The organism is Pseudomonas shiyinii, assembly GCF_056725765.1.
This window is the reverse complement of the sequence record NZ_CM161522.1, coordinates 2037584-2062051: the sequence shown is the minus strand read 5'-3', so window position 1 is coordinate 2062051 and position 24468 is coordinate 2037584. Positions and strand designations below refer to the sequence as shown.

Annotated in this window: 24 protein-coding genes; 13 read left to right on the top strand and 11 right to left on the bottom strand. The window is 63.0% G+C overall.

The window, feature by feature from the left end; genetic code table 11:
* Positions 1 to 55: 55 nt before the first annotated feature.
* On the top strand, positions 56 to 478 hold the full coding sequence (locus ACXHGZ_RS09415) for a group II truncated hemoglobin (protein WP_480463503.1): 423 nt from the start codon (positions 56 to 58) through the stop codon (positions 476 to 478).
* Here the strand turns inward: ACXHGZ_RS09415 and ACXHGZ_RS09410 are convergent.
* The 3 genes from ACXHGZ_RS09410 to ACXHGZ_RS09400 form a co-directional block, all read right to left on the bottom strand.
* Complete coding sequence (locus ACXHGZ_RS09410) at positions 469 to 774, bottom strand: hypothetical protein (protein ID WP_084857649.1); 306 nt, start codon at positions 772 to 774, stop codon at positions 469 to 471. The genes ACXHGZ_RS09415 and ACXHGZ_RS09410 overlap by 10 nt on opposite strands.
* Before the next feature lie 197 nt (positions 775 to 971).
* Positions 972 to 1160 carry a hypothetical protein gene (locus tag ACXHGZ_RS09405; RefSeq protein ID WP_084857646.1) on the bottom strand — a complete coding sequence of 63 codons (189 nt, stop codon included), beginning with the start codon at positions 1158 to 1160 and terminating at the stop codon, positions 972 to 974.
* A gap of 134 nt (positions 1161 to 1294) precedes the next feature.
* A complete protein-coding gene (locus ACXHGZ_RS09400; RefSeq protein ID WP_480463502.1) occupies positions 1295 to 1615 on the bottom strand; it encodes a YbjQ family protein in 321 nt (106 codons plus the stop codon).
* 132 nt (positions 1616 to 1747) lie between these two features.
* On the opposite strand from ACXHGZ_RS09400, the gene ACXHGZ_RS09395 reads away from it, so the two are divergent.
* The 4 genes from ACXHGZ_RS09395 to ACXHGZ_RS09380 all read left to right on the top strand — a co-directional run bounded on the left by ACXHGZ_RS09395 (position 1748) and on the right by ACXHGZ_RS09380 (position 6234).
* The gene (locus ACXHGZ_RS09395) at positions 1748 to 2803 is read left to right on the top strand and encodes a tetratricopeptide repeat protein (protein ID WP_480463500.1); all 1056 of its coding nucleotides are present in this window, start codon (positions 1748 to 1750) and stop codon (positions 2801 to 2803) included.
* An 85-nt stretch (positions 2804 to 2888) separates the two neighbouring features.
* Entirely contained in the window at positions 2889 to 4478 is a 1590-nt protein-coding gene (locus ACXHGZ_RS09390; protein ID WP_480463498.1) for an ATP-binding protein, read from the top strand.
* 130 nt (positions 4479 to 4608) lie between these two features.
* A complete protein-coding gene (locus tag ACXHGZ_RS09385; protein WP_480463497.1) occupies positions 4609 to 5298 on the top strand; it encodes a type 1 glutamine amidotransferase domain-containing protein in 690 nt (229 codons plus the stop codon).
* A 129-nt stretch (positions 5299 to 5427) separates the two neighbouring features.
* Positions 5428 to 6234: a CSS-motif domain-containing protein gene (locus ACXHGZ_RS09380; protein WP_480463495.1), complete on the top strand. Its 807-nt coding sequence runs from the start codon at positions 5428 to 5430 to the stop codon at positions 6232 to 6234.
* An 18-nt stretch (positions 6235 to 6252) separates the two neighbouring features.
* On the opposite strand, the gene hppD is transcribed toward ACXHGZ_RS09380, so the two are convergent.
* Entirely contained in the window at positions 6253 to 7329 is a 1077-nt protein-coding gene (gene hppD, locus ACXHGZ_RS09375) for a 4-hydroxyphenylpyruvate dioxygenase (RefSeq protein ID WP_084857636.1), read from the bottom strand.
* A gap of 305 nt (positions 7330 to 7634) precedes the next feature.
* On the opposite strand from hppD, the gene ACXHGZ_RS09370 reads away from it, so the two are divergent.
* Positions 7635 to 9218 carry an EAL domain-containing protein gene (locus tag ACXHGZ_RS09370; protein WP_480464022.1) on the top strand — a complete coding sequence of 528 codons (1584 nt, stop codon included), beginning with the start codon at positions 7635 to 7637 and terminating at the stop codon, positions 9216 to 9218.
* Between the two features lie 32 nt (positions 9219 to 9250).
* Entirely contained in the window at positions 9251 to 10138 is an 888-nt protein-coding gene (gene rarD, locus ACXHGZ_RS09365) for an EamA family transporter RarD (RefSeq protein ID WP_480463493.1), read from the top strand.
* Here rarD and ACXHGZ_RS09360 read toward each other — a convergent pair.
* The gene (locus ACXHGZ_RS09360; protein WP_480463491.1) at positions 10101 to 11672 is read right to left on the bottom strand and encodes a TerC family protein; all 1572 of its coding nucleotides are present in this window, start codon (positions 11670 to 11672) and stop codon (positions 10101 to 10103) included. The two genes, rarD and ACXHGZ_RS09360, sit on opposite strands and share 38 nt — an antisense overlap.
* Positions 11673 to 11969: 297 nt before the next feature.
* On the opposite strand from ACXHGZ_RS09360, the gene ACXHGZ_RS09355 reads away from it, so the two are divergent.
* Complete coding sequence (locus ACXHGZ_RS09355; protein WP_480463489.1) at positions 11970 to 12554, top strand: LysE family translocator; 585 nt, start codon at positions 11970 to 11972, stop codon at positions 12552 to 12554.
* An 11-nt stretch (positions 12555 to 12565) separates the two neighbouring features.
* Here ACXHGZ_RS09355 and ACXHGZ_RS09350 read toward each other — a convergent pair whose 3' ends face one another.
* Both ACXHGZ_RS09350 and ACXHGZ_RS09345 read right to left on the bottom strand, forming a co-directional pair.
* On the bottom strand, positions 12566 to 13342 hold the full coding sequence (locus ACXHGZ_RS09350; protein WP_480463488.1) for an AraC family transcriptional regulator: 777 nt from the start codon (positions 13340 to 13342) through the stop codon (positions 12566 to 12568).
* 10 nt (positions 13343 to 13352) lie between these two features.
* Entirely contained in the window at positions 13353 to 13895 is a 543-nt protein-coding gene (locus ACXHGZ_RS09345) for a helix-turn-helix domain-containing protein (RefSeq protein ID WP_084857626.1), read from the bottom strand.
* Positions 13896 to 14059: 164 nt separating this feature from the next.
* Between ACXHGZ_RS09345 and ACXHGZ_RS09340 the strand changes: the two genes are divergently transcribed.
* Together ACXHGZ_RS09340 and ACXHGZ_RS09335 are read left to right on the top strand one after the other, a co-directional pair.
* Positions 14060 to 14842, top strand: a complete 783-nt coding sequence (locus ACXHGZ_RS09340; protein WP_324814763.1) for an aldolase — start codon at positions 14060 to 14062, stop codon at positions 14840 to 14842.
* Positions 14843 to 14876: 34 nt separating this feature from the next.
* Positions 14877 to 15755, top strand: coding sequence for a dihydrodipicolinate synthase family protein (locus ACXHGZ_RS09335; protein ID WP_480463486.1), 879 nt, complete (start codon positions 14877 to 14879; stop codon positions 15753 to 15755).
* A 275-nt stretch (positions 15756 to 16030) separates the two neighbouring features.
* On the opposite strand, the gene ACXHGZ_RS09330 is transcribed toward ACXHGZ_RS09335, so the two are convergent.
* The 4 genes from ACXHGZ_RS09330 to ACXHGZ_RS09315 form a co-directional block, all read right to left on the bottom strand.
* A complete protein-coding gene (locus ACXHGZ_RS09330) occupies positions 16031 to 18247 on the bottom strand; it encodes a TonB-dependent siderophore receptor (RefSeq protein ID WP_480463484.1) in 2217 nt (738 codons plus the stop codon).
* Between the two features lie 155 nt (positions 18248 to 18402).
* Entirely contained in the window at positions 18403 to 19821 is a 1419-nt protein-coding gene (locus ACXHGZ_RS09325) for a short-chain fatty acid transporter (protein ID WP_480463483.1), read from the bottom strand.
* A 165-nt stretch (positions 19822 to 19986) separates the two neighbouring features.
* Positions 19987 to 20643, bottom strand: coding sequence for a CoA transferase subunit B (locus tag ACXHGZ_RS09320; protein ID WP_023380384.1), 657 nt, complete (start codon positions 20641 to 20643; stop codon positions 19987 to 19989).
* Between the two features lie 35 nt (positions 20644 to 20678).
* Positions 20679 to 21377 (bottom strand): CoA transferase subunit A, encoded by a 699-nt coding sequence (locus ACXHGZ_RS09315; protein WP_480463481.1) that lies wholly within the window; start codon positions 21375 to 21377, stop codon positions 20679 to 20681.
* 118 nt (positions 21378 to 21495) lie between these two features.
* Here ACXHGZ_RS09315 and ACXHGZ_RS09310 point away from each other — a divergent pair, with 118 nt between their 5' ends.
* From ACXHGZ_RS09310 to ACXHGZ_RS09300, 3 genes are all read left to right on the top strand, one after another.
* Entirely contained in the window at positions 21496 to 22401 is a 906-nt protein-coding gene (locus ACXHGZ_RS09310; protein ID WP_480463480.1) for a LysR family transcriptional regulator, read from the top strand.
* A complete protein-coding gene (locus ACXHGZ_RS09305; RefSeq protein ID WP_084857617.1) occupies positions 22389 to 23210 on the top strand; it encodes an aldo/keto reductase in 822 nt (273 codons plus the stop codon). Before ACXHGZ_RS09310 ends, ACXHGZ_RS09305 begins: the two co-directional genes overlap by 13 nt.
* Positions 23211 to 23436: 226 nt before the next feature.
* Positions 23437 to 24399, top strand: a complete 963-nt coding sequence (locus tag ACXHGZ_RS09300; RefSeq protein WP_480459995.1) for an IS110 family transposase — start codon at positions 23437 to 23439, stop codon at positions 24397 to 24399.
* Positions 24400 to 24468: the final 69 nt, after the last annotated feature.

The window sequence follows — 24468 nt, the reverse complement described above, 5'->3', positions numbered from 1 at the left end:
CGCCTCCTACTCGATCCTGTTATAATGCCTGCCCCTGTTCCTGCGGAGCCGCGTGATGAGTACTCCCGCCTATGGCACCGGCGATGCCTCCTACCAGGCCGCTGGCGGCATCGAGGGCCTGCGCCGCCTGGTCGACGACTTCTACCGGCTGATGGATGAACGCCCGGAAGCGGCCAGCGTGCGGCAGATGCACCCAGACGATCTGCAAGGCTCGCGAGACAAGCTGGCCTGTTTTCTCAGTGGCTGGCTTGGTGGGCCACGCCTGTATAACGAACGCTTCGGCTCGATCGCCATTCCAACCTTCCATGCCCAATGGCCGATCGATCAAGCCCATGCCGAACTCTGGCTTGCCTGCATGGCCGATGCCATTGCCCTGCAACCCTGGACCCCGACGTTTGCCGAGTACTTGTTGCGCCAGTTGCGGGTGCCAGCCGAACGCATCGTCCAGGCCAGCCGCAACCGCCGCGCTCAGGCCTGACGCCGATGCGCCACGCGGGGCGGTAGCGGCAAGGCACCGGTAGCCAGCGCCCGGGCCCGCTCCACACCCCAGACCAACGCGCGGGTCATGGTCTCGCCCGGCCGGGCCGGATAGTACTCTTCCACCAGGGCCTGCCCCTCCCGGGTATACAACCCAAGGAATAGCTGCGTGGCACCTTGCCTGGAAAGACGCACCTGGACATCCAGGGTAGTTCCATCGCTGAGCACTTCGTCATGGCAGCGGGCATGCAGGTTGGCATCGGCCCATTGCCAATAAGTTTCTTCCCTGACGCGCATGGATCTTTACTCCTTGTGCTGAAATCCGCGCAAGAAAAACACAACCTTGCTCTCCCGGCGAGGACGACTCGCCGTTGCCATGAGCAAGATCAAGGAATTCGGATAAAAAGCTACCGCTGGGCGTGACGCACTTCACCAAACGCCGTTCATGAAAAAGGGCTGCACATGCAGCCCGGGGTTCTTCATGCATCGCCTGGTCATTTCCTGGCGGGAATACGCGGGGTGAAGCGCCCCTTCTTGCTGCGCTGCAGATGCGGTGGCTGCAACTGCTCCGAGTCGTTCAAGGTCATGTTGGCGAAGCCCAGGCGTACAGCCGCTTGACCGCAACGGACCTGGCTGTTGATCGGGAATGCATCGTTCATATCTTCAAAAAAGGATTCGCTCATGCCCTGGTTCCCCGGTTGTCGGCCACGCCGGCAGGCAACATGCCTCCCTGGACAAGCGATGACCTGCTAGTGAGACTAGCCGGTCATTTACAGACCACCTAGACAGAACCCTCGACACCGACCAGCGGCAGGCGCTACTTCAAGCGAACCGCCGTACCGCTGGCAAACACCACCACCATGCCACCCTGGACAGATGGCATGCTGATTTCGAAGTCCACCCCCACCACCGCATCGGCCTGCAATTGACGTGCCCGCGCCTTGAGTTCTTCGGTGGCTTGCTCGCGAGCCTCACGCAAGGCGCTTTCCAAGGTCTGCGACCGACCGCCGAAGAAGTCGCGGAAACGGGCGAAGAAGTCCCGCACGAAATTGATACCCTGCACCGATTCGGCGCTGACCACCCCCAGATATTCGGCTACCGGGCGGCCTTCGAGCTGGCTGGTCGTGGTGATGATCATGAGTCGGCTCCCTCGCCTTGGTAAAAGGCCGATGTTAACAGACCGCGCCATAGACCTTGATAGCCGGGCAGCCCGTTGCATTTGCCGGCCACCTGTCCCAAGCTCTGCCTTCACGCTGTCACGGACCGCCCAATGCCCAACCATCACCGTTACCTGGTCGCCCTGCTGCTGCTGATCCTGGTGTCGGGCGTTATCGGCTACCTGTGGCACGGAGACCAACCCGCTACACCTGTCCAGCACCCACACAGCTACGCCCAGGCCTTGCGCCAGGCGCACAACGGCGAGCCAGGCGCGGCGCGGGTGCTCTACCAGCAACTACAGCGCGACGACCTGCCGGCCATCCGCCGCGCCGCGCTCTACGCCGAACTGCCGCACTACCCTTCGCCCCAGGCATTGAAGCTGGCTCGCCAGGACCTGGACCATGGCGACCCGCTGGTACGCCGGGCAGCCATCGCCAGTATTCGCCGCCTCCTGCCGCCCGCCCAGCGCAGCCTGGTGCTGGGCCCTTTACTGGAGGACGACGAGCAGAGCGTACGCTTCGCGGCGGTGGACGCCTTGCTGGGTCTGGACCCCGACGCGATAGGCTTGTATTTCGGCCCGCTGCAGGACGCCCTGGAGCAGTATCAGCAGGCCTTGGAAGCGCAACCACAGGATGCCGAGGCGCAGGTTCACCTGGCGCGCCTCTACCTGCATGAAGATGCTTACGAACAGGCCGGAGCGGCCCTGCAACGCAGCCTGCGAACCGCCCCGCACGGGCTGGACGCGCTGGCCATGCAGGTGCGCCTGCTGGAACGCCAGGGGCAGCATGATGCCTCTCGGCAAGTGCTGGCCAAGGCCTTGGCGCTGCGCCCGGATTCGGCTTTCCTCCAGCATGAGCTGGGGCTCTGGTTGGTCCGTCACGAGCAACAGGAGTACGCCTTGCTGGCGTTTTCCCGCGCCGTCGAACTGGAACCGGAGAATACCGACTACCGCTACGTGCTGGCCGTGACCTTGCACGACCTGGACCAAGTGGAAGCCGCCCAGAAACAGCTGGAAACCGTGCTCGCTAGAGAGCCGGCCAATCGCCGGGCCCGGTTGTTGTTGATCCAGTATTGGAAGGAAACCGGCCAATTGCAGAATGTCCAGGTGCTATTGGCCGAGCTGGAGCGGCAAAACCCCGACGATCCGCTGCTCCAGCAAGGCTTGTAGACGATCTGCACACCCGGAGTTGAACCCAGGTGTCACTCCCGCGGTCCAGTGGGTATCGGTTGCCCACTGGCACAGGAGAGATGCCTTGGCCGCTGCGTTACCCTTGGACGAACGCGTGCTGATCCTGGCACCTTCGCAGATCGCTGCTCACGCCTCGCACTTGCTGACAGGGGCAGGGTTCGCCTGCCTGTGCACGAACGATTCCGAACGCCTTGCCACCTGGCTGGCCGAAGGGGTCGGCATGGTAATCGCCGCCGCCAGTACGCTACCCGGCCCGCAATCGGTGCTGCAATCGTTTATCGACCAGCAGCCGGCCTGGTCTGACCTGCCCATCGTCCTGCTGACCGGCCCCGCCACCGGCCCACCCGAACCGACACTCGGTCACCTGCTGCCCCTGCCCTTGCCGCTGGACGCCGCGCAATTGCTTCACCTCAGCCAGGTCGCCCTGCGCAGCCGTCGCCGCCAATACCGCTCCCGTGACTACCTGCGCGAGCTGGAACGCCAGGCGCAACAACACCAAGCCGATGAACAGGCACGTCACCAACTACGGAAAATGGAAGCCATCGGGCAACTGGCAGGAGGCATCGCCCATGATTTCAACAACTTGCTGACCAGCATCGGCGGCTGTTTCGAACTGATCGACAAACGCTTGCAGCAAGGTCGGAGCGAGCAGCTCGATGGCATCCTGCGCATGGGCAAGGAAGCTGTGGCCCGGGCGGCACGCCTGACCCATCGCCTGCTGGCGTTTTCTTCCCGCCAGTCCCTGCAGAGCCAGGTCGTCGACCTGCACAACCTGCTGCACCCCGATGACCTCCGGGCCAGCCTGCATGTTTCCATCACCTTGCAGGTCACCCTGCCAACCGACCTGTGGCTGGTAGAAGCGGATGACAAGCAGCTCAAGGAAGCCGTGGGCAATTTGTTGCTCAATGCCTGCGAAGCCATGCCCTGGGGCGGCCGATTGGATATCGAGGCGAGCAACCAACGCATCGACAGCGCATCCACCGGTGATGGCGCGCTGCCCAGTGGCGACTATTTGTGCCTGAGTATCAGCGATACCGGCCAAGGCATGTCGCAAAGCACCCTCGAGCATGCCTTCGAGCCCTTCTTCAGCACCAAGCCGGTCGGCCAGGGGGTTGGCCTTGGGCTTTCGATGGTCTATGGCTTCAGCAAGCAGTCGAACGGCCATGTGCAGTTGCGCAGCCAGATCGGCCAGGGTACCCGCGTCGACCTGTACTTGCCGCGCTACATCGGCCAGGCACGCCCGCAAAGCGAACCACCGCCCCTTGCCAGCGTCAGCGTCTGCCGGGAAATCCTGGTGGTCGAAGACGACCCGCACGTGCGCCAGTTGCTTTGCCAATCGCTGCGCGAGGAAGGGTTCCCTTGCCATGCGGCCTGCAATGCCAAAGAAGCCCTCCAGCTGTTGCAATCGCCCCAGCCGCTCGCCCTGATGATCAGCGATGTGGGACTTCCCGGCATGAACGGTCGACAACTGGCGGAGGTTGCACGCACATTGCGTGACAACCTGCAGGTTCTGTTCATTACGGGCTATGCCGAGACGGCCATGGCACAGGACGACTTCCTCGCCCCAGGCATGCAGTTGATCAGCAAGCCTTTCGAACTGAGCCAACTACAGGCCCGTGTCACGCAGATGCTGGACAAGCAGACCTGCGGCTGAACCTGCTGCACACGCCTGCCGAACCACCGACGCGCCCACGCATGGCTTTCCGCCCATGGGCGGCTATGCTCATTAGGTTTTCCTCTGCCCCGGGGAATCCGGGCCTTTTCCAGGCATGTGGAGTGCGGTCATGAGCAAGAAGATCCTGGTGGTGCTGACCAACACGGCAAAATACCCGACGCTAAAGCGCGCCACCGGTTTGTGGCTGGGCGAAGCAGTCCACTTCGTCGACAAGGTGCAGAAGGCCGGCTATGCCGTCGATTACGTCAGCCCTGCCGGCGGCTATGTGCCGATCGACCCCCACAGCCTGCAGATGGCGCCCGAGCTCGACTGGCAATGGTACGACGACAAGGCCTTCATGAACCGTCTCGGCACCACCCTGGGGCCAGGCCAGGTCAAGGCCGAGGACTATTGCGCGATCTACTACACCGGCGGCCATGGCGTGATCTGGGACTTCCCGGAGAACACCAGCCTGCAGGCGCTGGCCCGTGGCATCTATGAAGCCGGCGGCGTGGTGGCAGCGGTGTGCCATGGCGCCGTCGGCCTGCTGAACATCAAGCTCAGCGATAACAGCCTGCTGGTCAGAGGGCGCCAGGTGACCGGGTTTTCCAATACCGAGGAAAAACTTGCAGAGCTCGACAATGTGGTGCCCTACCTCACGGAAAACGAGCTGGTGGCCCGCGGCGGCAAGTACAGCAAGCATGACGACCCGTGGGCCGGTTTCGTGGTCAGTGACGACCGGCTGATCACCGGGCAGAACCCGGCCTCCAGCGCCTTGGTGGCCGAGCACGTACTGGCGCGACTGAAGAAACCCGCATGATCCCACGGGCGATTGCCCGATAACCCGCAACATTCGCAGATAGCGGCTACAGTCCAACCGCCCCAGCCCCAAGTAACCTCGCCTGCAACCTGTCCACTGTCGGACAAGCTGCCAGGAGGGGCTGCGATCATGTCGAAATTCACCCATGCAGGGCGCAGCCTACTGGAGATGTTGCTTATCTTGACCATCAGCCTGGTCCCAATGGCATCGGGCCTGCTGGTCATGATCTACCAGCTGGAACGTAAGCTTGAGGAAAATGCCCAGGTATCGGTCCAGGAGGCCATCTTTGCCATCGACAGGGTCCTGGACAACCTGCAAAGCGCCGCGTCCCACGCGCTGCCCCTGGCGGGCCAACCCTGTAGCGAAGCCGCGCAGCCGCTGGAAATGCTGGCCGCTGGGGACCCACGGATCCGCTCGCTCATCCTCACCAGGAACGGCCAGGCATATTGCAGCAGCATCGAGACCACCATCACCGACAGCCCGACGTTCTACAGCCCACGCGCGCTGGTACAGCTCAATTTCGATTCGCCCATCACGCCCAACGGCGTCGTCGTCGAATTGCGTCTTGCCTATGCCAACCCAGGCGTGATCGCAACCGCCTATGGCATCGAGCTACGCAACGAGCTGCGCGGTTTCCAGGATGGCATGGTGCTGGTATTGGAGTTTGGCAAGAAATACATCTGGGAGATGGGAGACAGCCGTGATCCGCAAGAGCCTTCGCAATCGGAGTTCTTCCGCAGTGCGATCTCGAGCAAGCACGGATATACGGTAAGAGGCGGGTACCCGGAGGGCTTCACGGCAAGCGAGATACGCCAGTCGATGTTGCAGATACTCCCTTCCCTGGCGCTGGTAGGGCTGCTGACCGGAGCGATTACCTATTGGGTGATATTCAGAGCGCGCAACAAAGGCCGGCAGGCCACCTCTCCCAGACGTTGAGGCAGCCTGCCGTTGCGATTACTCGACGTTCAGCACGCCACGACGAACCTGGTCACGCTCGATGGATTCGAACAGGGCCTTGAAGTTGCCTTCGCCGAAGCCATCGTCGCCCTTGCGCTGGATGAACTCGAAGAACACAGGGCCCAGCAGGGTCTCCGAGAAGATCTGCAGCAGCAGGCGTTTGTCGCCGGCTTCGGAGGCACCGTCGAGCAGGATGCCGCGCGATTGCAGCTGGTCCACCGGCTCACCGTGGCCTGGCAGGCGCTCCTCGAGCATTTCGTAGTAGGTCTGCGGCGGCGCGGTCATGAAGCGCATGCCGTAGCCTTTCAGGGCGTCCCAGGTCTTGAGCAGGTCGTCGGTGAGGAAGGCCACGTGCTGGATACCTTCACCGTTGAACTGCATCAGGAACTCTTCGATCTGCCCCGAGCCCTTGGAGGATTCTTCATTGAGCGGGATGCGGATCATGCCGTCTGGCGCGGTCATGGCGCGGGAAGTCAGGCCGGTGTATTCGCCCTTGATATCGAAGTAGCGGATCTCGCGGAAATTGAACAGCTTCTCGTAGAAGCCTGCCCAGTAGGACATGCGGCCACGGTAGACGTTGTGGGTCAGGTGGTCGATGATCTTGAGGCCGGCGCCGACTGGGTTACGGTCCACACCTTCGATGAACTTGAAGTCGATGTCATAGATCGAACTGCCTTCCTCGTAGCGGTCGATCAGGTACAGCGGCGCGCCACCGATACCCTTGATTGCCGGCAGGCGCAGTTCCATCGGGCCGGTTTCGATTTCCACCGGCTGGGCGCCCAGCTCCAGGGCACGGGCATAGGCTTCATGGGCATTGCGTACGCGGAACGCCATGCCGCATACCGACGGGCCATGCTCGGCGGCGAAGTACGAGGCGACGCTCTTGGGCTCGTTGTTCAGGATCAGGTTGATGCCGCCCTGGCGATACAGGTGCACATCCTTGGAACGGTGGGTGGCCACCTTGGTGAAGCCGAGCATCTGGAATACAGGCTCCAGCACGCCAGGGGTCGGCGATGCGAATTCAATGAACTCGAAGCCCATCAGGCCCATCGGGTTGTCGAAGATATCAGCCATGTGTGTGTCCTCATCAGCAAGCGAAAAATGGTGTCAGGTGCTTTGGATGTCGGACAGGCGTGGTGGCGAGCACGGGATGCCGCGCACGCTGCGGGCAAGGAAGTCACCAATGATCAGCTTGAACCCATGGTATGTCATATGGACCCATTCTCGGCGGGCTTGATTCCCCGGGGCGCGGAGAACCTTATTCTTGTATTCGTAAACCGATTCTACAGGGCGTAAAATCATTTGTCGCGCTTTAGTTCACCGCTTGACCCGACAAACGGCTATCCTCTGCGAACTGGTTTCAAACAGATTGGATGAGCATGCCTTTATCGGTCAAACGCGCCCGCTGGAGCTGGCGCTCCCTTCTCCCTTGGGGCATAGGGGCCCTGCCGCTGCTCTGTGGCCTGGGGGTCATGCAATGGCAGGCCCAGCGCGAACTGCACAACAGCAGCCAGAGCACAACCCGACAAGTGGTCGAGCAAGTCGAGCATATTCTCGACAACCTCTCTGGTGCTGCCACGGAACTGTTGCCTCTGGTGGGCCGTCCTTGCAACGAGATCGACGTGGCCTTGCGCGGCCAGGTCACCCGCAACGCCTTCGTGCGCTCTACCAACCTGTTCCAGCACCATACCCTCTACTGTTCTTCGTTGTTCGGCAATTTCGACGAACCGGTGGACCCTCGGGACTACACCGAGGGCCGCCTGTGGTTGATGAAGGGCAATGCGGTCACCCCGAACCATTCCTTGATGGCCTACCGCCTCAGCAAAGGCGACGGTGGCGCCATCACTGTGGTCGACAGCGACCACCTGGTCACCGCTCTGAAGCTGATCGGCCCGGAGGAAGCGCTGCAACTTCAGGTCGGTAACAACTGGATAGGCAAGGAAGGCGTGGTCCATACCGGCACGCCGCCGCAGGCCGCCATCGCCGCGGTGGTTCAATCCTCGACCCGCTACCCTTTCAGCGTTCATGGGGGCTATGCACCGGGCAAGCACAGCCAGTACATGGCCGAGCACTACCCGGCCCTGCTCAGCCTGCTGTTGGTCCTGGGGGTGCTGGCAGGCGTGGTCTGTCGCTGGCAGGTCCGCCGCGCCCTGTCGCCGCGCGCCGAGCTGCAGCGCGCGCTGGAAACCGACGAGTTCCTGCCTTATTTCCAGCCCGTGGTGCGCAAGGACGATTACCGCTGGGCCGGTGTCGAAGTGTTGATGCGCTGGAACCACCCGCGCGAAGGCCTGGTGCGCCCGGACCTGTTCATTCCCTATGCCGAGCACAGCGGCCAGATCGTCCCCATGACCCGCGCCCTGATGTTGCATACCGCCCAGGGGCTGGCCCCCTATGCTGCGCTGCTCGAAGATGGTTTCCACATCGGTATCAATATCACCGCCGACCACTGCCGCGACCTGGGCCTGCTGGATGATTGCCGTACCTTTCTCCAGCATTTCCCGCCTGGGCGCGTGGTGCTGACCCTGGAGCTGACCGAACGCAAGCTGATCGAAGCCACGCCTGTCACTCTGGAGCTGTTCGAAAAGCTGCATGAAATGGGCGTGATGATCGCCCTGGACGACTTCGGGACCGGCCAGTCGAGCCTCAACTACCTACGCCAGTTCAAGGTCGACTACCTGAAGATCGACCAGAGCTTCGTCGCGATGATCGGTGGCGACGCACTTTCCCAGCATATTCTCGATACCATCATCGAACTGTCGGGCAAGCTGGGGCTGGGGATCGTTGCCGAAGGTGTGGAAACCGAGGTCCAGCGCGATTACCTGGCACGTCACCAAGTGGACTTCCAGCAAGGCTACCTGTTCGGCCGGCCGATGCCTGTTGGCGACTTTCTCCAAGCCCTGGCCGCCCGCCCGGGCAGCACGCGGTTGCCCCACGACGTACGCCCTGAGATCATGCCGAACTGATCACCTGTTCAACTTCGTAAACCGAGGCATTCGTGTCAAAAGGCATTCTCTCGTCGGTCGTGGCGTCCTGTCTGTTCGCCGTGATGTACTTCTACACCTCCTTGATGACGCCCTTGGATGGCGAGGAGATCTTTGGCTGGCGCACCCTGCTGACGCTGCCCTGCCTCACCTTGTTCATGCTGGCCACCAAGGACTGGAAGCTGGTCGGCGGCCTGTTGGCACGGGTGCGCCAGGCACCTGTCTTGCTGCTGGGCATGATCGGCACCTCATGGCTGATGGGCGTGCAACTGTGGCTGTTCCTCTGGGCGCCGTTGCATGGGCGCAGCCTGGAAGTGTCCATGGGCTATTTCCTGCTGCCGCTGGCCATGGTGCTCACCGGGCGCCTGGTGTATGGCGAGCGATTGTCGCGCCTGCAAAAGGTTGCGGTGGCCTGCGCCGTTCTCGGCGTGGGCCATGAGCTGTACCAGAATGGCAGCTTCGCCTGGGAAACCCTGGTGGTGACCCTTGGCTACCCGATCTATTTCGTCCTGCGTCGCCGCTGCGGCACCGACCACCTGGGCGGGCTGTGGTGCGACATGTGCCTGCTGTTGCCCTGGGCGCTGTATTTCGTGCTGCAGAACCCGCTGAGCGCCGCCGACCTTGCCGAACACCCGGCGCTGTATGGGTTGATTCCGTTGCTCGGGGCGATCAGTGCCTCGGCCCTGATCGCCTATGTGCTGGCCAGCCGGCTGCTGCCCTTCAGCCTGTTCGGCCTGCTCAGCTACGTCGAGCCGGTGCTGCTGGTCGGTGTCGCCTTGCTCCTGGGCGAGACCATCGGCCCTGACCAGTGGCTGACCTACCTGCCGATCTGGGCCGCGGTGCTGGTGCTCGTGCTGGAAGGGATCAAGCACCTGCTGCGCCAGCGTCGCCGCTCGGTGTAAGGCGCACCTGGCGAACCCGGCGCTCCTCGACCGCCACCACGGTCAGCGTCCAGCCGTCGCACACCAGGCGGTCACCGATCACCGGCAGGCGATCGAGCAGGCTCATCACCAGGCCCGCGAGAGTCTGGTAGTCCTCGGTAGGGCGCGCGCCGAAACCGGTGCGTGCCTGGACCTGGCTCAGGTTCAAGGCACCGCTGACCACAAAACCGCCTTCTTCCTCGACGATCCCAGGGCCGGCGACTTCGCTGGCATCCGGCAATTCACCGGCGATCGACTCAAGGATATCGGTCATGGTCAGCACACCGGTGAAATCGCCGAATTCATTGACCACGAAGGCAATGTGGGTCGACTGGGCACGCATCTGCTCCAGGGCATTGAGGATGCTGAAGCTTTCCAGCAGGTTCAACGGTGCCCGAGCCAGGCGCTCGAGTTCAGGTTGGCCGCCGGATAACAGCTCCTTGAGCAATTCCTTCTTGTGCACGAAGCCCAGCGGCTCTTCGATCCGGCCGTCGCGGATCAGCGGCAGGCGCGAATAGGGCGAGTTCGCCAAGGCCTGGGCAATGGCCTCGGCCGATTGCGCCAAGTCGATGGCGTCGACCTCGGCGCGCACGGTCATCACCGTGCGAATCGGCCGTTCGGCCAGGTTCAGCACACCGCTGATCATCACCCGTTCACGTCGGTCGAAGACCACCTGGTCGTCGCTGCCTTCGACCAGGTCGGCAATTTCCTCACCCACCTCATCGGCCGCCACGGCGCGCCCCCCCATCAGGCGCAGCACGGCATGGGCGGTACGCTCACGCAGCGGTCGATGCTGCTGCAGGCTGCGTTTGCGACGGGCACGGGCCAGTTGGTTGAACAGCTCGATCAGCAACGAGAAGCCGATGGCCGCGTACAGGTAGCCCTTAGGGATATGGAAGCCCAGGCCCTCGGCGGTCAGGCTGAAGCCGATCATCATCAAGAAGCCCAGGCACAGCATGATCACCGTGGGGTGGGCGTTGACGAAGCGCGTCAATGGCTTGCTGGCGACGATCATGATACCGATGGAGAAGACCACGGCGATCATCATCACCGACAACTGTTCGACCATGCCCACGGCCGTGATCACCGCATCCAGGGAGAACACCGCATCCAGCACCACGATCTGCGCGACGATGGGCCAGAACGCAGCATGGCGGGTCACACCACCGGTCTGCGCGACATGCCCTTCGAGACGCTCATGCAATTCCATGGTGGCCTTGAACAGCAGGAACACACCGCCGAACAGCATGATCAGGTCACGGCCCGAGAAGCTCTTGCCGAACACTTCGAACAACGGCGCGGTCAGGGTGACCATCCAGGAGATGCTGGCCAGCAGGCCCAGGCGCATGATCAGCGCCAGGCTCAGGCCAATGACCCGTGCGCGGTCGCGCTGATGCGGCGGCAGCTTGTCGGCAAGGATGGCGATGAAGACCAGGTTGTCGATACCCAGTACCAGTTCGAGCACGATCAGCGTGGCAAGGCCCAGCCAGGCCGTAGGGTCGGCTAGCCATTCCATTGCGAGGTACTCACGACAAAGGCGTCACCGGGACGCGGGGAAGAAGGCCAGGACGGCCGGGGACTGGGGGGCTCCGAGAAGGTGCTCATGGGGACCTTGATAGCAAATTGGGAAAAAGATCCTACAGCCAGCAACGTGGTTTCTGACAGCGGGAAACTATTACAAAAGCTGTAACCGAGGGTCGCGTAGCGGCCATCGCGGGATAAGCCGCGCCCATTGGGTGGGGGACTTTTCTTCAATACTCACCCCAGCGCCCTGCCCCAACATGGTCTCCTTCTTCTGCAAGGAACACTCACCATGAGCCTGTCATTGTCCATGGCCGCCTTCGCCCTGGCGGCTTCCATTTCACCCGGCCCGGTCAATATCGTCGCCCTGGGCAGCGGTGCCCGCCACGGCCTGCGCGCCAGCCTGGCCCACGCCGCAGGCGCCACCTTGGGCTTCTGCCTGCTGCTGTTGCTGGTCGGTCTTGGCCTGCATGAACTGCTGCTGCGCTGGCCGCGCCTGGGCCAGGTGCTGCACGGCGGCGGCGTGGCGTTCCTGTTGTACATGGCCTGGAAACTGACCAGCGACGATGGCCAGCTGGGTAGCGAACATCCTCAAGGCGCGCCATCGGCCTGGCACGGCGCCCTCATGCAATGGCTCAATCCCAAGGCCTGGCTGGCGGCTATCGCGGGGGTCGGGGCCTATACTGGCGGCGAGCAGCACTTGCTGTGGCTGTTCGCCTGGATCTACGGGCCGATCTGCTTCGTTTCGATTGCCAGTTGGGCCTGGGCAGGCAGCGTGATTCGCCACTACCTGGGCAACCCGCGACACATGCGTGCGTTCAACCGTGCGTTAGCCGCCTTGCTGGCGGCCAGTGCCCTGTACCTGCTGCTGGGGTGAACCTGCCTCGGCTAGCCCTGCCGATAGTGCCCCGGTGTTGCCGCCAGGTGCTGCTTGAATGCCCGTTGCAGATGCGCCTGGTCGGCGAACCCCGCCTCCATCGCCACCTCGGCGATCGGCCGCCCTTGGCGCAACTGCGCCCGGGCATGCTGCACGCGTTGGTCCAGCAGGTAACCGTGGGGCGTCAGGCCAAAGCGCTGGCCGAACGCGCGTATCAGGTAGGCACGCGACAGGCCCACCGCCGCGCAGATATCGTTCACGGTCAGGGGGTCGAGCCGGTGCGCACGGATGAATGCGGCAGCGTCCTCCAGGCGTGGATGGGCTCGCAACCCGCTGGCCGGGGCGCGCTGCAGATAACCCGGCAGGTCTTCGAAGAAACGGGCCAACAGCGCCTCCCGGTCGACCGTCTCGGCATCGAAGAGTGCAGCGAAAAGCGCCAGCAGCCGGCCGTAGAGCGCAGGCGATGCACTGTAGGTGGCCTCGGGCAACACGAAGCCGCGGGCCTGCAGCCATGGCAGGTCGACGAACAGCATCAGGTAGGACCAGGGTTCACCCTCGATCGGGTTGCAGGCATGCACCACGCCCGGGTTCATCAAAACCGTGGCGCCTGCGCTCACCTCCCGCTGGGTACCGCCGGTGAGGTAGGTACTGCGCCCCCCGGTGATCACGCCGATGGAAAAGCTCTCGTGAGAATGGGCCGCGTAGCACACCTGGCGCCCATCACCGACGCGCCGGGCCTCGACGAAGGGCAATGCCGGATCCCGCCAGAACCGCGACACCTCGATCATCGCCCTGCCCTCATTCGCCGCCGCCCTGCACGACCACCAGCAACTGTGCCTGGCGCGGCCCAACCGAGCGTAGGCGGTGCGGGGTCTGGGCATTGAAGTGCAAGGCATCGCCCTGCTCCAGCACTACCCGCTCGTTCATGAAGTCCACCTCCACCTGCCCTTCATGCACGAACAGGAACTCCTCGCCCTGATGCTCCTTGAAGGTCGGGTCGCTGAACTCGGTCGGCGGCTGGATGAGAAACGGCAACAGGCTGCGCTGGCCGACCTGGGAGGTCAGCACCGTATATCCCGGCCCTTGACCATCCCCCACCAATGCCTGGCGTTCGCCCTGACGCACGAGGCTGTAGCGGGCCTGGGCGTGTTGGTCTTCGGCGAACAGCTCCTCGACATTCACGTTCAACGCCCGCGCCAGTTTCAGCGCCGCGGCGATCGACGGGGTGTTCAGGCCGCGCTCCACCTTGGACAGGTAGCTCTTGGTCATGCCGGATTTCTCGGCCAGCAACTCCAGGGTGATCCCCAGCTTTTTTCTTAGCAATTTCAGTCGGATAGACATGTGACGCGGTTTTCCCGGGCGAACGTACTTGCTTATGACACTTTGTGTCATATAGGATTATTTGTGTCATTCGCTTGACCGCCCCGCCACCGGACTACCCCACGCAGCAGGTGGCGAGGCGACAAGCACCGACATCGTCCATTACGCCACAGAGGATACCCCCCATGGCCAAGACCCTGACACACAGCAAGGACCAGTTGGTCCGCCAAGCCCTGACACAGATGCAGGGCTCGCTCGCCGATAATACGTGGACCGTGCGCGAAAAGCTGGCCCTGACCTGCCGAATTCTCTTCGACCATGGCCATGATTCAGGCCTGGCCGGGCAGATCAGCGCACGCGGCCCGCAGCCGGGCACCTTCTACACCCAGCAGCTGGGCCTGGGTTTCGACGAGATCAGCGCCAGCAACCTGCTGCTGGTCAACGAAGACCTGGACGTACTCGAAGGCCAGGGCATGCCCAACCCGGCCAACCGTTTCCATAGCTGGGTGTACCGGGCACGCCCGGACGTCAACTGCATCATCCACACCCACCCGACCCATGTCGCCGCACTGTCGATGTTGGAAGTGCCGCTGCAGGTCTCGCACATGGACCTGTGCCCGCTGTATGACGACTGTGCCTTCCTCGAGGCCTGGCCAGGGGTTCCGGTGGGCAACGAAGAAGGCGAGATCATCAGCCAGGCCCTGGGTGACAAGCGCGCGATCCTGCTCTCGCACCACGGCCAGCTGTCGACCGGCGACAGCATCGAGCAGGCCTGCGTCTATGCCCAACTGATCGAACGGGCCGCACGCCTGCAGTTGCTGGCGATGTCCGCGGGCACCATCAAACCCATCGCTCCGTCGCTTGGCCGCGAGGCCCACGACTGGATCGACCGGCCCAAACGTCATGGCGCGGCCTTCGCTTATTTCGCCCGGCAGAGCCTGCGCCGGCACGCCGACTGCCTGAACTGAACCCTGAACGCCTTGCTTGCGGAGCCTTTTCACCATGACTACAGAATTCCACGGCATCATCGGCTACACCATCACCCCCTTCAGCGCCGACGGCGAACAGCTCGACCTGCCTGCCCTGGGCCAGTCCATCGACCGGCTGATCGACCACGGGGTCCAGGCCATCGCCCCGCTGGGTAGCACCGGCGAAGGTGCATACCTGAGCGACGAGGAATGGCGGCAGGTGGCCGAGTACAGCCTGGCGCGCATCGCCGGGCGCGTGCCGAGCATCGTCAGCGTCTCCGACCTGACCACCGCCAGCGCTGTACGGCGCGCCCGCTTTGCCCAGCAACACGGCGCCGATGCGGTGATGGTGCTGCCTTCGGCCTACTGGAAGCTCGGCGAGGCCGAGATCGTCCAGCATTACCGGGCCATCGGTGCGGCGATCGACATCCCGATCATGCTCTACAACAACCCGGCCACCAGTGGTACCGACATGTCGGTGGAGTTGATCCTGCGCATCGTACGTGAGGTCGACAACGTCACCATGGTCAAGGAGAGCACCGGCGATATCCAGCGCATGCACAAGCTGCACCTGCTCGGTGAAGGCCAGGTACCGTTCTACAACGGCTGCAACCCGCTGGCGCTGGAGGCGTTCGTGGCAGGTGCCAAGGGCTGGTGCACCGCCGCCGCCAACCTGATCCCCGAGCTCAACCAACGCCTGTACCAGGCGGTACGGGCGGGCGACCTGGCACAGGCCAAGGCATTGTTCTATCGCCAGTTGCCGTTGCTGGACTTCATCCTCAAGGGCGGCCTGCCGGCCACCATCAAGGCCGGGCTGGCCATGACCGGGCTGCCCGTGGGCGAGCCACGGCGGCCGGTGTTCGGGTTGGACGAGCAAGGTCGCCGGGCCTTGCAGGCGCTGTTGATGCATTGACCTGTGTGAATCAGAGGCCGTAGGCCTATCGCGGGAGCGGTGCAATTGCAGGGAGCTGGCGACAGCCTGCGATGGGCTGCACAGCAGCCCCAAGCCCTCAAACGGTGGAGCCAGACTCAAGGGGCCGCTTTGCGGCCCATCGCAGGCTCCGCCAGCTCCTACGAAGCAAGCGGAGCCTGGACTGTATTTAAACCAACCGAAGGCAATTTGAGCTTGTCCAGCACCCTGGAATCTCCCACAGAATGCCTGCGCTCCTGAAGCCGGTTGCCCTTGCCCTAGAGCCGCCAATCGACGCCCAGCATCACCGTCCGGGGTTCGCCGTAGTACACCCCGTTGTAGAACCCGATGTTGTTGTAGTAATGCTCATCGAACAGGTTCTTCACATTCAACGACACCGACAAGTGCTCGTCGAACCGGTAACGGGCCATCAGACCGACCACTGAGAAGGCACCCTGGCTGACGGTGTCGGCCACGGTGATGAACTTGCCTTGCTCGGTACGCCCGACCGGGCGCTTGGTCGATTTGTAGGTCTCGCTCTGCCAGTCCAGCGTGCCGCCAACCGTCAACGCTGGCGTCAGCGTGTAGGTGGTAGCCAGGCGCACCAGGTTCAGCGGCTGCTCGGGGCTCTTGCGGGTATGGTCGGCCGCTGCGGCATGGGTATAGCTATAGCCCAGGCTCATCTGCCAGTCGGGCATCACCTCGCCTGCGACCTCGGCCTCGAAGCCCTCCACCACCACCCCCTTGCCCCCGGACTTGTAGAACACCTCGTTGCCGCCCGGGTCCACCGAGTCGTCACGCTCGGGCACGTTGTCCTGCTTGCTGCGATACACCGCGCTGCTCAGGTTCAGGCGGTCCTCGAACAGGCTGCCTTTCAGGCCCACCTCATAGACCTTGCCGACGATCGGGTCCAGGTAGTTGCGGTTCACATCCCGCACCGTCTGTGGGTTGAAGATGTCGGTGTAGCTGGCATACACGGTGTACTGCTCGGTCAGGTCGTAGAGCACACCGGCATAGGGGGTCCATTGGTCGCTCTGGGTCTGTTTGGTGCGCGGCAGCTCCTTGCCGTTGAGGGCATCGTCGTAGGCCCACTGGCGTTGCTCGTTCTGCCAAGTGCCGTAACGGCTGCCCAGCACCAGATGCAGACGCTCGGTGGGGTTCAGGCGGGTGGCGATGTAGCCGGCCTTCTGCCGGGTGTAGCCACGCGAGGCGTCTCGCCCGGAGTCAGTGTCGAAGAACTTGGGGATCGACCCCATGTGCTTCCAGTCCGGGATCTTCGTGTAGTCGTCCGGCAATGCCTGACGCACCCGGTAAGGCTCAGTGTTGCGCCGCTGCGACTCACCGTAGCCGACCATCAAGTCATGGCTGCGACCGAACAGCGTGTAGGGCCCGGCTACGTTGAAGTCGATGGCATCCATTTTCTCCACGCCGGAAAAGTGCGCCAGCCAGGCCGTCATGCCGCTACGGTCGGCCTCGGGGAAGCCATTGCCGCCGTAGTACACCTTGCCATCGCTGTCACTCTGTCGATGGGTATAGGCCGCCTTGAGCAGCCAATCGTTGGCCAGCTGCTGATCAAGGGTGACGAACACCGTCTCGTCCTTCAAAGGCCAGGACGACCAGGACGCGGTCAGGTTGGTCGAGCGCGGCAGGTTGGCCTTGCTGCCATCGGCGTTCCAGATCGGCACCGTTCCCCAGGACGATCCCTGCACATGCTTGTTCTGGTAGTCATAGCCGATTGCCAGCACGGTACTGTCGGTCAGGTCGGCCTCGAGGACGCCGTAGGCCACCTCGCGTTGGTTGGCGTATTTGTCCATGAACGACTTGGCGTCGCGGTAGGCCAGCACGGTGCGCCCGCGCAGCCGCCCGTCCCAGCCCAGCGGGCCGCCGACATCGAGGTAGCTGTAGTAGTTGTCGAAGCTGCCGGCACTGGCACCGGTGCGGATGGCCAGTTCATGGGTGGGCCGCTTGCGCACCATGGCGATGGTGCCGGAAGGGTCGCCCGCGCCGGTGGTCAACCCGGTGGCACCGCGCACCACTTCGATGCGGTCATAGATGATGGTGTCAGAGTCGGACTTCAGCCCCGAGAAGGTATTGAGCATCCCGTCGACCTGGAAATTGTTGATCGCGTAACCCCGCGAATAGTAGGCCGGCCGCTCCGAATCGTTGCGCTGCACGGTGACCCCGGTGACGTGGGCCATGGCTTCGGACAGGGTGTTGAGCTGGAAGTCGTCCAGCTGCTGGCGGGTCAGCACCGAGACCGATTGCGGCGTTTCCTTGATCGACAGGTTCAGGCGCGTGGCCGCGCTCATGCTGCCGGTGGTGTAGGAGCCGGTATGCTCCGTGGTGCTGCCCAGGCCCTGGGCGAAGACTTCTGTGGAATCCAGTTCCAGGACTTCTGCACTGGCCTGGTGGTCGGTTTCTTCGGCCAGGGTTGCAGTGGTAGTGACGCACAACCCCAGGGTCAGGGTCATGCAACGGCTGATGGGCGCGAACATCGCTGCCTTGCTCCTTGTTCGTTTCGATGAATGTCCTTGCCTGCCGCACGGCGGCATTCACTTGGGAACGAGTCACTGATGGGAATCGTTATCGATAATTCATCGAGACGAAGAAAAGGGCGGTTTCCTACCGCCCTTTTCTGGCTTTCCTACATCTACGGCATGACCGGCGGCACGTACTGCAAGGTCGTGCCCAGCGCCCACAAGAGCACCAGCACCAACGGCACATGCACCAGCAACTGCACGAAGGAAAAGCCGATCAGGTCCCGCGCCTTGAGCCCCAGCACACCCAGCAGCGGCAGCATGTAGAACGGGTTGATCAGGTTCGGCAGCGCTTCGGCGGCGTTGTAGATCTGCACCGCCCAGCCCAGGTGGTACTGCAGGTCGTTGGCCACCAGCATCACGTAGGGCGCCTCGATGATCCACTTGCCGCCACCGGACGGGATGAAGAAGCCCAGCACCGCCGAGTAGACCCCCATGAGCACGGCATAGGTGTCGTGGGAGGCGATCTGCACGAAGAACGTGGAAATATGGTGGGCCAGGGTCTGCTCGTCCACGCCCTTGACCTGGGTGAGGACGGCCGCGATCGAGCCATACAGCGGGAACTGGATCAACACCCCGGTGGTGGTCGGCACGGCGCGGGCCACTGCGTCCAGGAAGCTGCGCGGGCGCCAGTGGAGCAAGGCGCCGAGCATGATGAACAGGAAATTGTAGGTATTCAGGCCCGAGATCGCGGTAATGGCAGGCTTGGTGGCGAATTCGTGGTACAGCCAGCCTGCGGCCAGGGCCACCAGCAGCAAGGTCAGGATCGGGCTGTATTCCAGCCACTCGCCCGGGCGCGTACGCTGGGCCGGTGGGGGCGCGCTGAAGCTTGGGTCCACGCCACACTGTTCGGCGGTGCGAGCACTGTTCGGGCCTGGGGCGGTGGCATAGGCGATCACCAGCGAAACGATCACCAGGGCCGCCAGCATCACGCCGGACTGCCACAGGAAGATGGTTTCGGTGAACGGGATTACCCCCGTGATGGCCAGGATCGAAGGCGGCAGGCTGGCCGGGTTGGCCTGCAGTTGCGCCGCCGAGGACGACAGCCCCAGCGCCCAGACCGCGCCCAGGCCCAGGTAGGCGGCTGCACCGGCGGCGCGATAGTCCATCTTCAGGTCCTGGCGACGTGCCAGGGCGCGCACCAGCAAGCCGCCGAACACCAGCGACAGCCCCCAGTTGAGCAGCGAGGCGAGCATCGAGATCAGCGCCACCCAGCACACCGCCGAACGGCCGTTGCGGGGCAAGCGGGCCAGGCGGTCGATCAGCCGCGCAGCGGGCGGCGAGCTGGCCACCACGTAGCCACCAATGACCACGAAGGCCATCTGCATGGTGAACGGGATCAGGCTCCAGAACCCATCGCCGAAGGCCTTGGCGGTGTCGGTGGGCTTGCCGCCCATGAGCATGGCACCCAGGCACACCAGCACCACGGCCAGGGCTGCGAACACCCAGGAGTCGGGGAACCAGCGTTCGGCCCAGTTGGAGCAGCGCAAGGCGAAGCGGGCGGAGCGGCTGTCTTGGATTTCAGCGGCCACGGTAGTCTTCCTTTTATTGGTTTTATGTTTTTTTCAAAAACAAGCACAAAACCCTGTGGGAGCGGGCGTGCCCCGCGATAGCGTCCGCTCAGGCGATGATGTTGCCTGGCCTGACGCTATCGCGGGGCACGCCCGCTCCCACAGGGTGGGTTACAACCTTTGATATCAGAAGGTCATTTCCTTCACATCGTCCGGCACGATCAGCTTGCCGGCGGTCTTCTCGATGATTTCCTCGACGCTGACCCCAGGTGCGGTTTCGCGCAGGATGAAGGCGCCGTTCTCGATCTCCAGGTAGGCCAGGTCGGTGAGCACCTTGCGGATGCAACCGGCACCGGTCAGCGGCAGGCTGCAGCGCGGCAGCAGCTTGGACTCGCCATCCTTGGAGGCGTGGGTCATGGTGACGATGATGTTCTCGGCGCCGGCCACCAGGTCCATGGCGCCGCCCATGCCCTTGACCAGCTTGCCAGGGATCATCCACGAGGCGATGTTGCCTTCCACGTCCACTTCGAAGGCACCGAGCACGGTGAGGTCGACGTGGCCGCCACGGATCATGGCGAACGATTGGGCCGAATCGAAGATCGAAGCACCGCGGCGGGCGGTGACGGTCTGCTTGCCGGCGTTGATCATGTCGGCGTCAATCGTGCCTTCGGTGGGGAACTCGCCCATGCCGAGCAGGCCGTTCTCGGACTGCAGCATCACGTCCATGTCGGCGGGCACGTAATTGGCCACCAGGGTGGGTATGCCGATACCGAGGTTGACGTAGTAACCGTCCTTCAGTTCACGGGCGACGCGTTGCGCCATCTGTTCGCGGGTCAGTGCCATGGTCAGGATCTCTTTGTTGTTCTGTGGACGGCGCGTTAGGCCTTGACGGTGCGCTTCTCGATGCGCTTTTCGAAGGTGCCGACGATGACCCGGTCGACATAGATGCCCGGGGTATGGATCTCGCTGGGCAGCAACACGCCCGGCTCGACGATTTCCTCGACCTCGACCACGGTGATCTTGCCGGCGGTGGCGGCCAGCGGGTTGAAGTTCTGCGCGGTGTTGCGGTACACCACGTTGCCGTAGTGGTCAGCCTTCCAGCCCTTGACGATGGCGAAATCGCCGGTGATGGATTCTTCGAGGATGTACTTGCGGCCCTTGAACTCGCGCACTTCCTTGCCTTCGGCGACCGGGGTACCGTGGCCGGTGGCAGTGTAGAAGGCCGGGATACCGGCACCGCCGGCGCGCATCTTCTCGGCCAGGGTGCCCTGGGGGGTCAGTTCCACTTCCAGCTCGCCGCTGAGCAGCTGGCGTTCGAACTCGGCGTTTTCGCCCACGTAGGAGGCGATCATCTTGCGGATCTGCCGGTCTTCCAGCAGCACGCCCAGGCCGAAGCCGTCGACGCCGCAGTTGTTGGAGACGACGGTCAGGCCCTTGACGCCGCGGCGCTTGATTTCGGCGATGAGGTTTTCGGGGATACCGCACAGGCCGAAACCACCGGCCAGCACCGTCATGTTGTCGGTCAGGCCTGCGAGGGCCTCTTCATAGGTTGCTACGCGCTTGTCCAGTCCGGCCATGCTCAGTCGCCTTTTGTAGTTGTTGGAACCGTGGACGCATCTTCACCGCTGTCGACTGATTTGTTAATTTTGTTTTCGTCATCGATTGATAATTTTTCCAAAACAAAACAGGTTCGCCATGAACGTCAAGCAGTTACGCGCCTTCGTCACCGTGGCCAAGTACCAGAGCTTCGCCCAGGCCGGCGAGCACCTGCATGTTTCCCAGCCGGCGCTGAGCCTCACGATCAAGGCGCTGGAGGACAACCTCGGCGGCGCCCTGCTCACCCGCACCACCCGCAGCGTCAGCCTGACGGCCGAGGGCGAAGTGCTGCTGCCCCTGGCCCGGCGCCTGCTGGCCGACTGGGATGACACCGAGGAAATGCTGCGCCAGCGCTTCACCCTGCAACTGGGGCGGGTTTCGGTGGCGGCCATGCCGGCGTTTGCCGGCAACCTGCTGCCGCGGTCGTTGAAGGTGTTCCGCCAGCGCTACCCGCGGGTCAATGTCACGGTGCACGATGTGATCAACGAACAAGTGCTGGAACTGGTGCGCCATCGCCGCGTCGAACTGGGCATCGGCTTCGAGCCGGAGAACCTCGACGGCCTGCGCTTCCATCCGCTCTACCTCGATCGTTTCGTGGCCGTGGTGCCTGCCGACTCGCCCCTGGCCGAGCAACCCCAGGTGAGCTGGCGGCAATTGCTCGCCGAAGATTTCATCGCCCTGCAACGGCCCTCGGCCGTGCGTCTTTTGCTCGAGCAGAACGTGGCGGCCAGCCACGGCAAGCTGGCGGTGGCGTTCGAGAGCCACCAGTTGTCCACCATCGGCCGCATGGTCGCCAACGGCCTGGGCGTCAGCGCCGTGCCGGCGCTGTGCATCAACCAGATGCAGGAGCTCGGCGCCCGCTGCGTGCCCCTGGTCGAGCCCAGTGTGGAGCGGCGCATCGGCGTCATCGCCCTGGCCGACCATAAGCTTTCCACCGCAGCGCAGGCGCTGCTCGACGTCGTGCTTTCCCACACCGATCCACAGGAGGTGACATGCGTTTCGTGAATCTGGCAGGTTCGAAGGTGCCGGCCATCGGCCAGGGCACTTGGTACATGGGCGAGGACCCGCGCCGCAAGGCGGCTGAAGTGGCCGCGCTGCAACAGGGCATCGACCTGGGGCTGACCTTGGTCGACACCGCGGAAATGTACGCCGAGGGCGGGGCTGAAACGGTGGTCGGCCAGGCCATTGCCGGGCGCCGCGACCAGGTGTTCCTGGTCAGCAAGGTGTACCCGCACAACGCCAGCCGGCGTGGCGTACCGGCGGCCTGCGAACGCAGCCTCGCGCGCCTGGGTACCGACTGCATCGACCTGTACTTGCTGCACTGGCGTGGCCAGTACCCGCTGGAAGAGACGGTCGAAGCCTTCGAACGCCTGCGCGAGCAAGGCAAGATCCGCCGCTGGGGCGTGTCCAACTTCGACGTCGATGACCTGCTGGAGCTGGGCAACGACGACTGTGCCACCAACCAGGTGCTGTACAACCCGGCCCAGCGCGGCATCGAGTTCGACCTGCTGCCGTGGAGCCGCGAGCACCGTTTGCCGACCATGGCCTACTGCCCGCTGGCCCAGGCCGGGCGTTTGTTGCAGCACCCGGTGCTGGCCGAGATCGCCGAGCGCCATGGCGTCACCCCGGCCCAGGTGAGCCTGGCCTGGGTGACGCGCAATGACGGGGTGATCGCCATTCCCAAAGCCGTGGACCCGCTGCATGTACAGCTCAATGCCGCGGCGGGTGAACTGGTGTTGTTGCCTGAGGACCTGCAGGCGATCGACAAAGCGTTTCCGGCGCCGACGCGCAAGCAGCACCTGGCGATGGTGTGACCTCATCGCCGGCAAGCCGGCTTGTATGGTGATACTTGAAGGGGTGGTGGGACGAAAAAGCCGATTCTGACTGTTAGCCGCAGTACAGACCGTGGGAGACATCGCCCCACCCCTTCACCAAAGCGCCGATAAAGAATGCATCGTTTGCAAGCGACGATAGAAGCAAGCCAGCGCCTCTTGGTGAAAACCCCTCCAAGCAGAAAAACCATACGTGGGAGTGTGGCCAATGGCAATGCAGGTAAGCCAATTCATCATTGGTGTGGATGTGGCCAAAGTCGAATTGGTTGTCCATTTCGAAGACCGTGATGAACAGTCCTCGCTGAAAAATACCAAACCCGAAATCAAGAAATGGCTGGGACAACAACCCGCCAATACCGCTATCTGCGTCGAAGCAACGAATACCTACCATCTCGACCTGGTGGAGATGGCTTATGAAAAAGGCTTTGAAGTCTACGTGGTCGATGGCTTCCAGCTCAGTAACTATCGAAAGAGCGTCGGTGGTCGGGTGAAGACGGACGCCTCTGACGCTTATCTACTCTCTCGCTATCTTTCCCGCGAAGGCAGTGGACTACGTCCTTGGAGCCCACCTCCAGCCGTCTACGGCAAGCTCCAGAGCCTTCTGCGTCGCCGCGCCTCGCTGGTCTCGGCACGCACCGCCTTGACGCAAAGCTGGTCCAATGAGAGAAGCCTTGAGACCGTGTTCAAATCCTTTGCCAAGAGCATGGAGAAACTCGATGTACTGCTTCAGAAAAAGCTCAAGGAGTTGGTACGCGAAGCAGGATTAAGCGAGCAGGTCGCCCGTTGCCAAAAGATAGAAGGCATCGGATTTTTGACCGCTGTGGGGTTGGTGACAGCGTTTATCCGGGGGGATTTCAAGAATGGTGATTCATTCATCGCTTTCTTGGGCATGGACTTGCAAATCTCTGACTCCGGGCAAAAAACTGGCCGTCGGCGGCTCACCAAACGGGGTTGTTCTGAGATACGACGCCTTTTGCACAATGCGGCCATGTCAGCTAGTCGATCAGCGGTCTGGAAAGACGTTTATGCACACCATAGGGGCAAGGGTAAGGCCACTACTGAGGCCCTGGTGATCTTGGCCAGAAAGCTCGCCAGAGTCGCATTCGCCCTACTGAAGAGCCAGGGCGAATACGTCACCAGAACAGCTAAAAATGCTTGCCCACAACCATAGAATCTCCCACAGGGTTGGGCGTTTCGTACACAAGACCAGTGGGAGCCGGCTTGCCGGCGATTGGGCTTT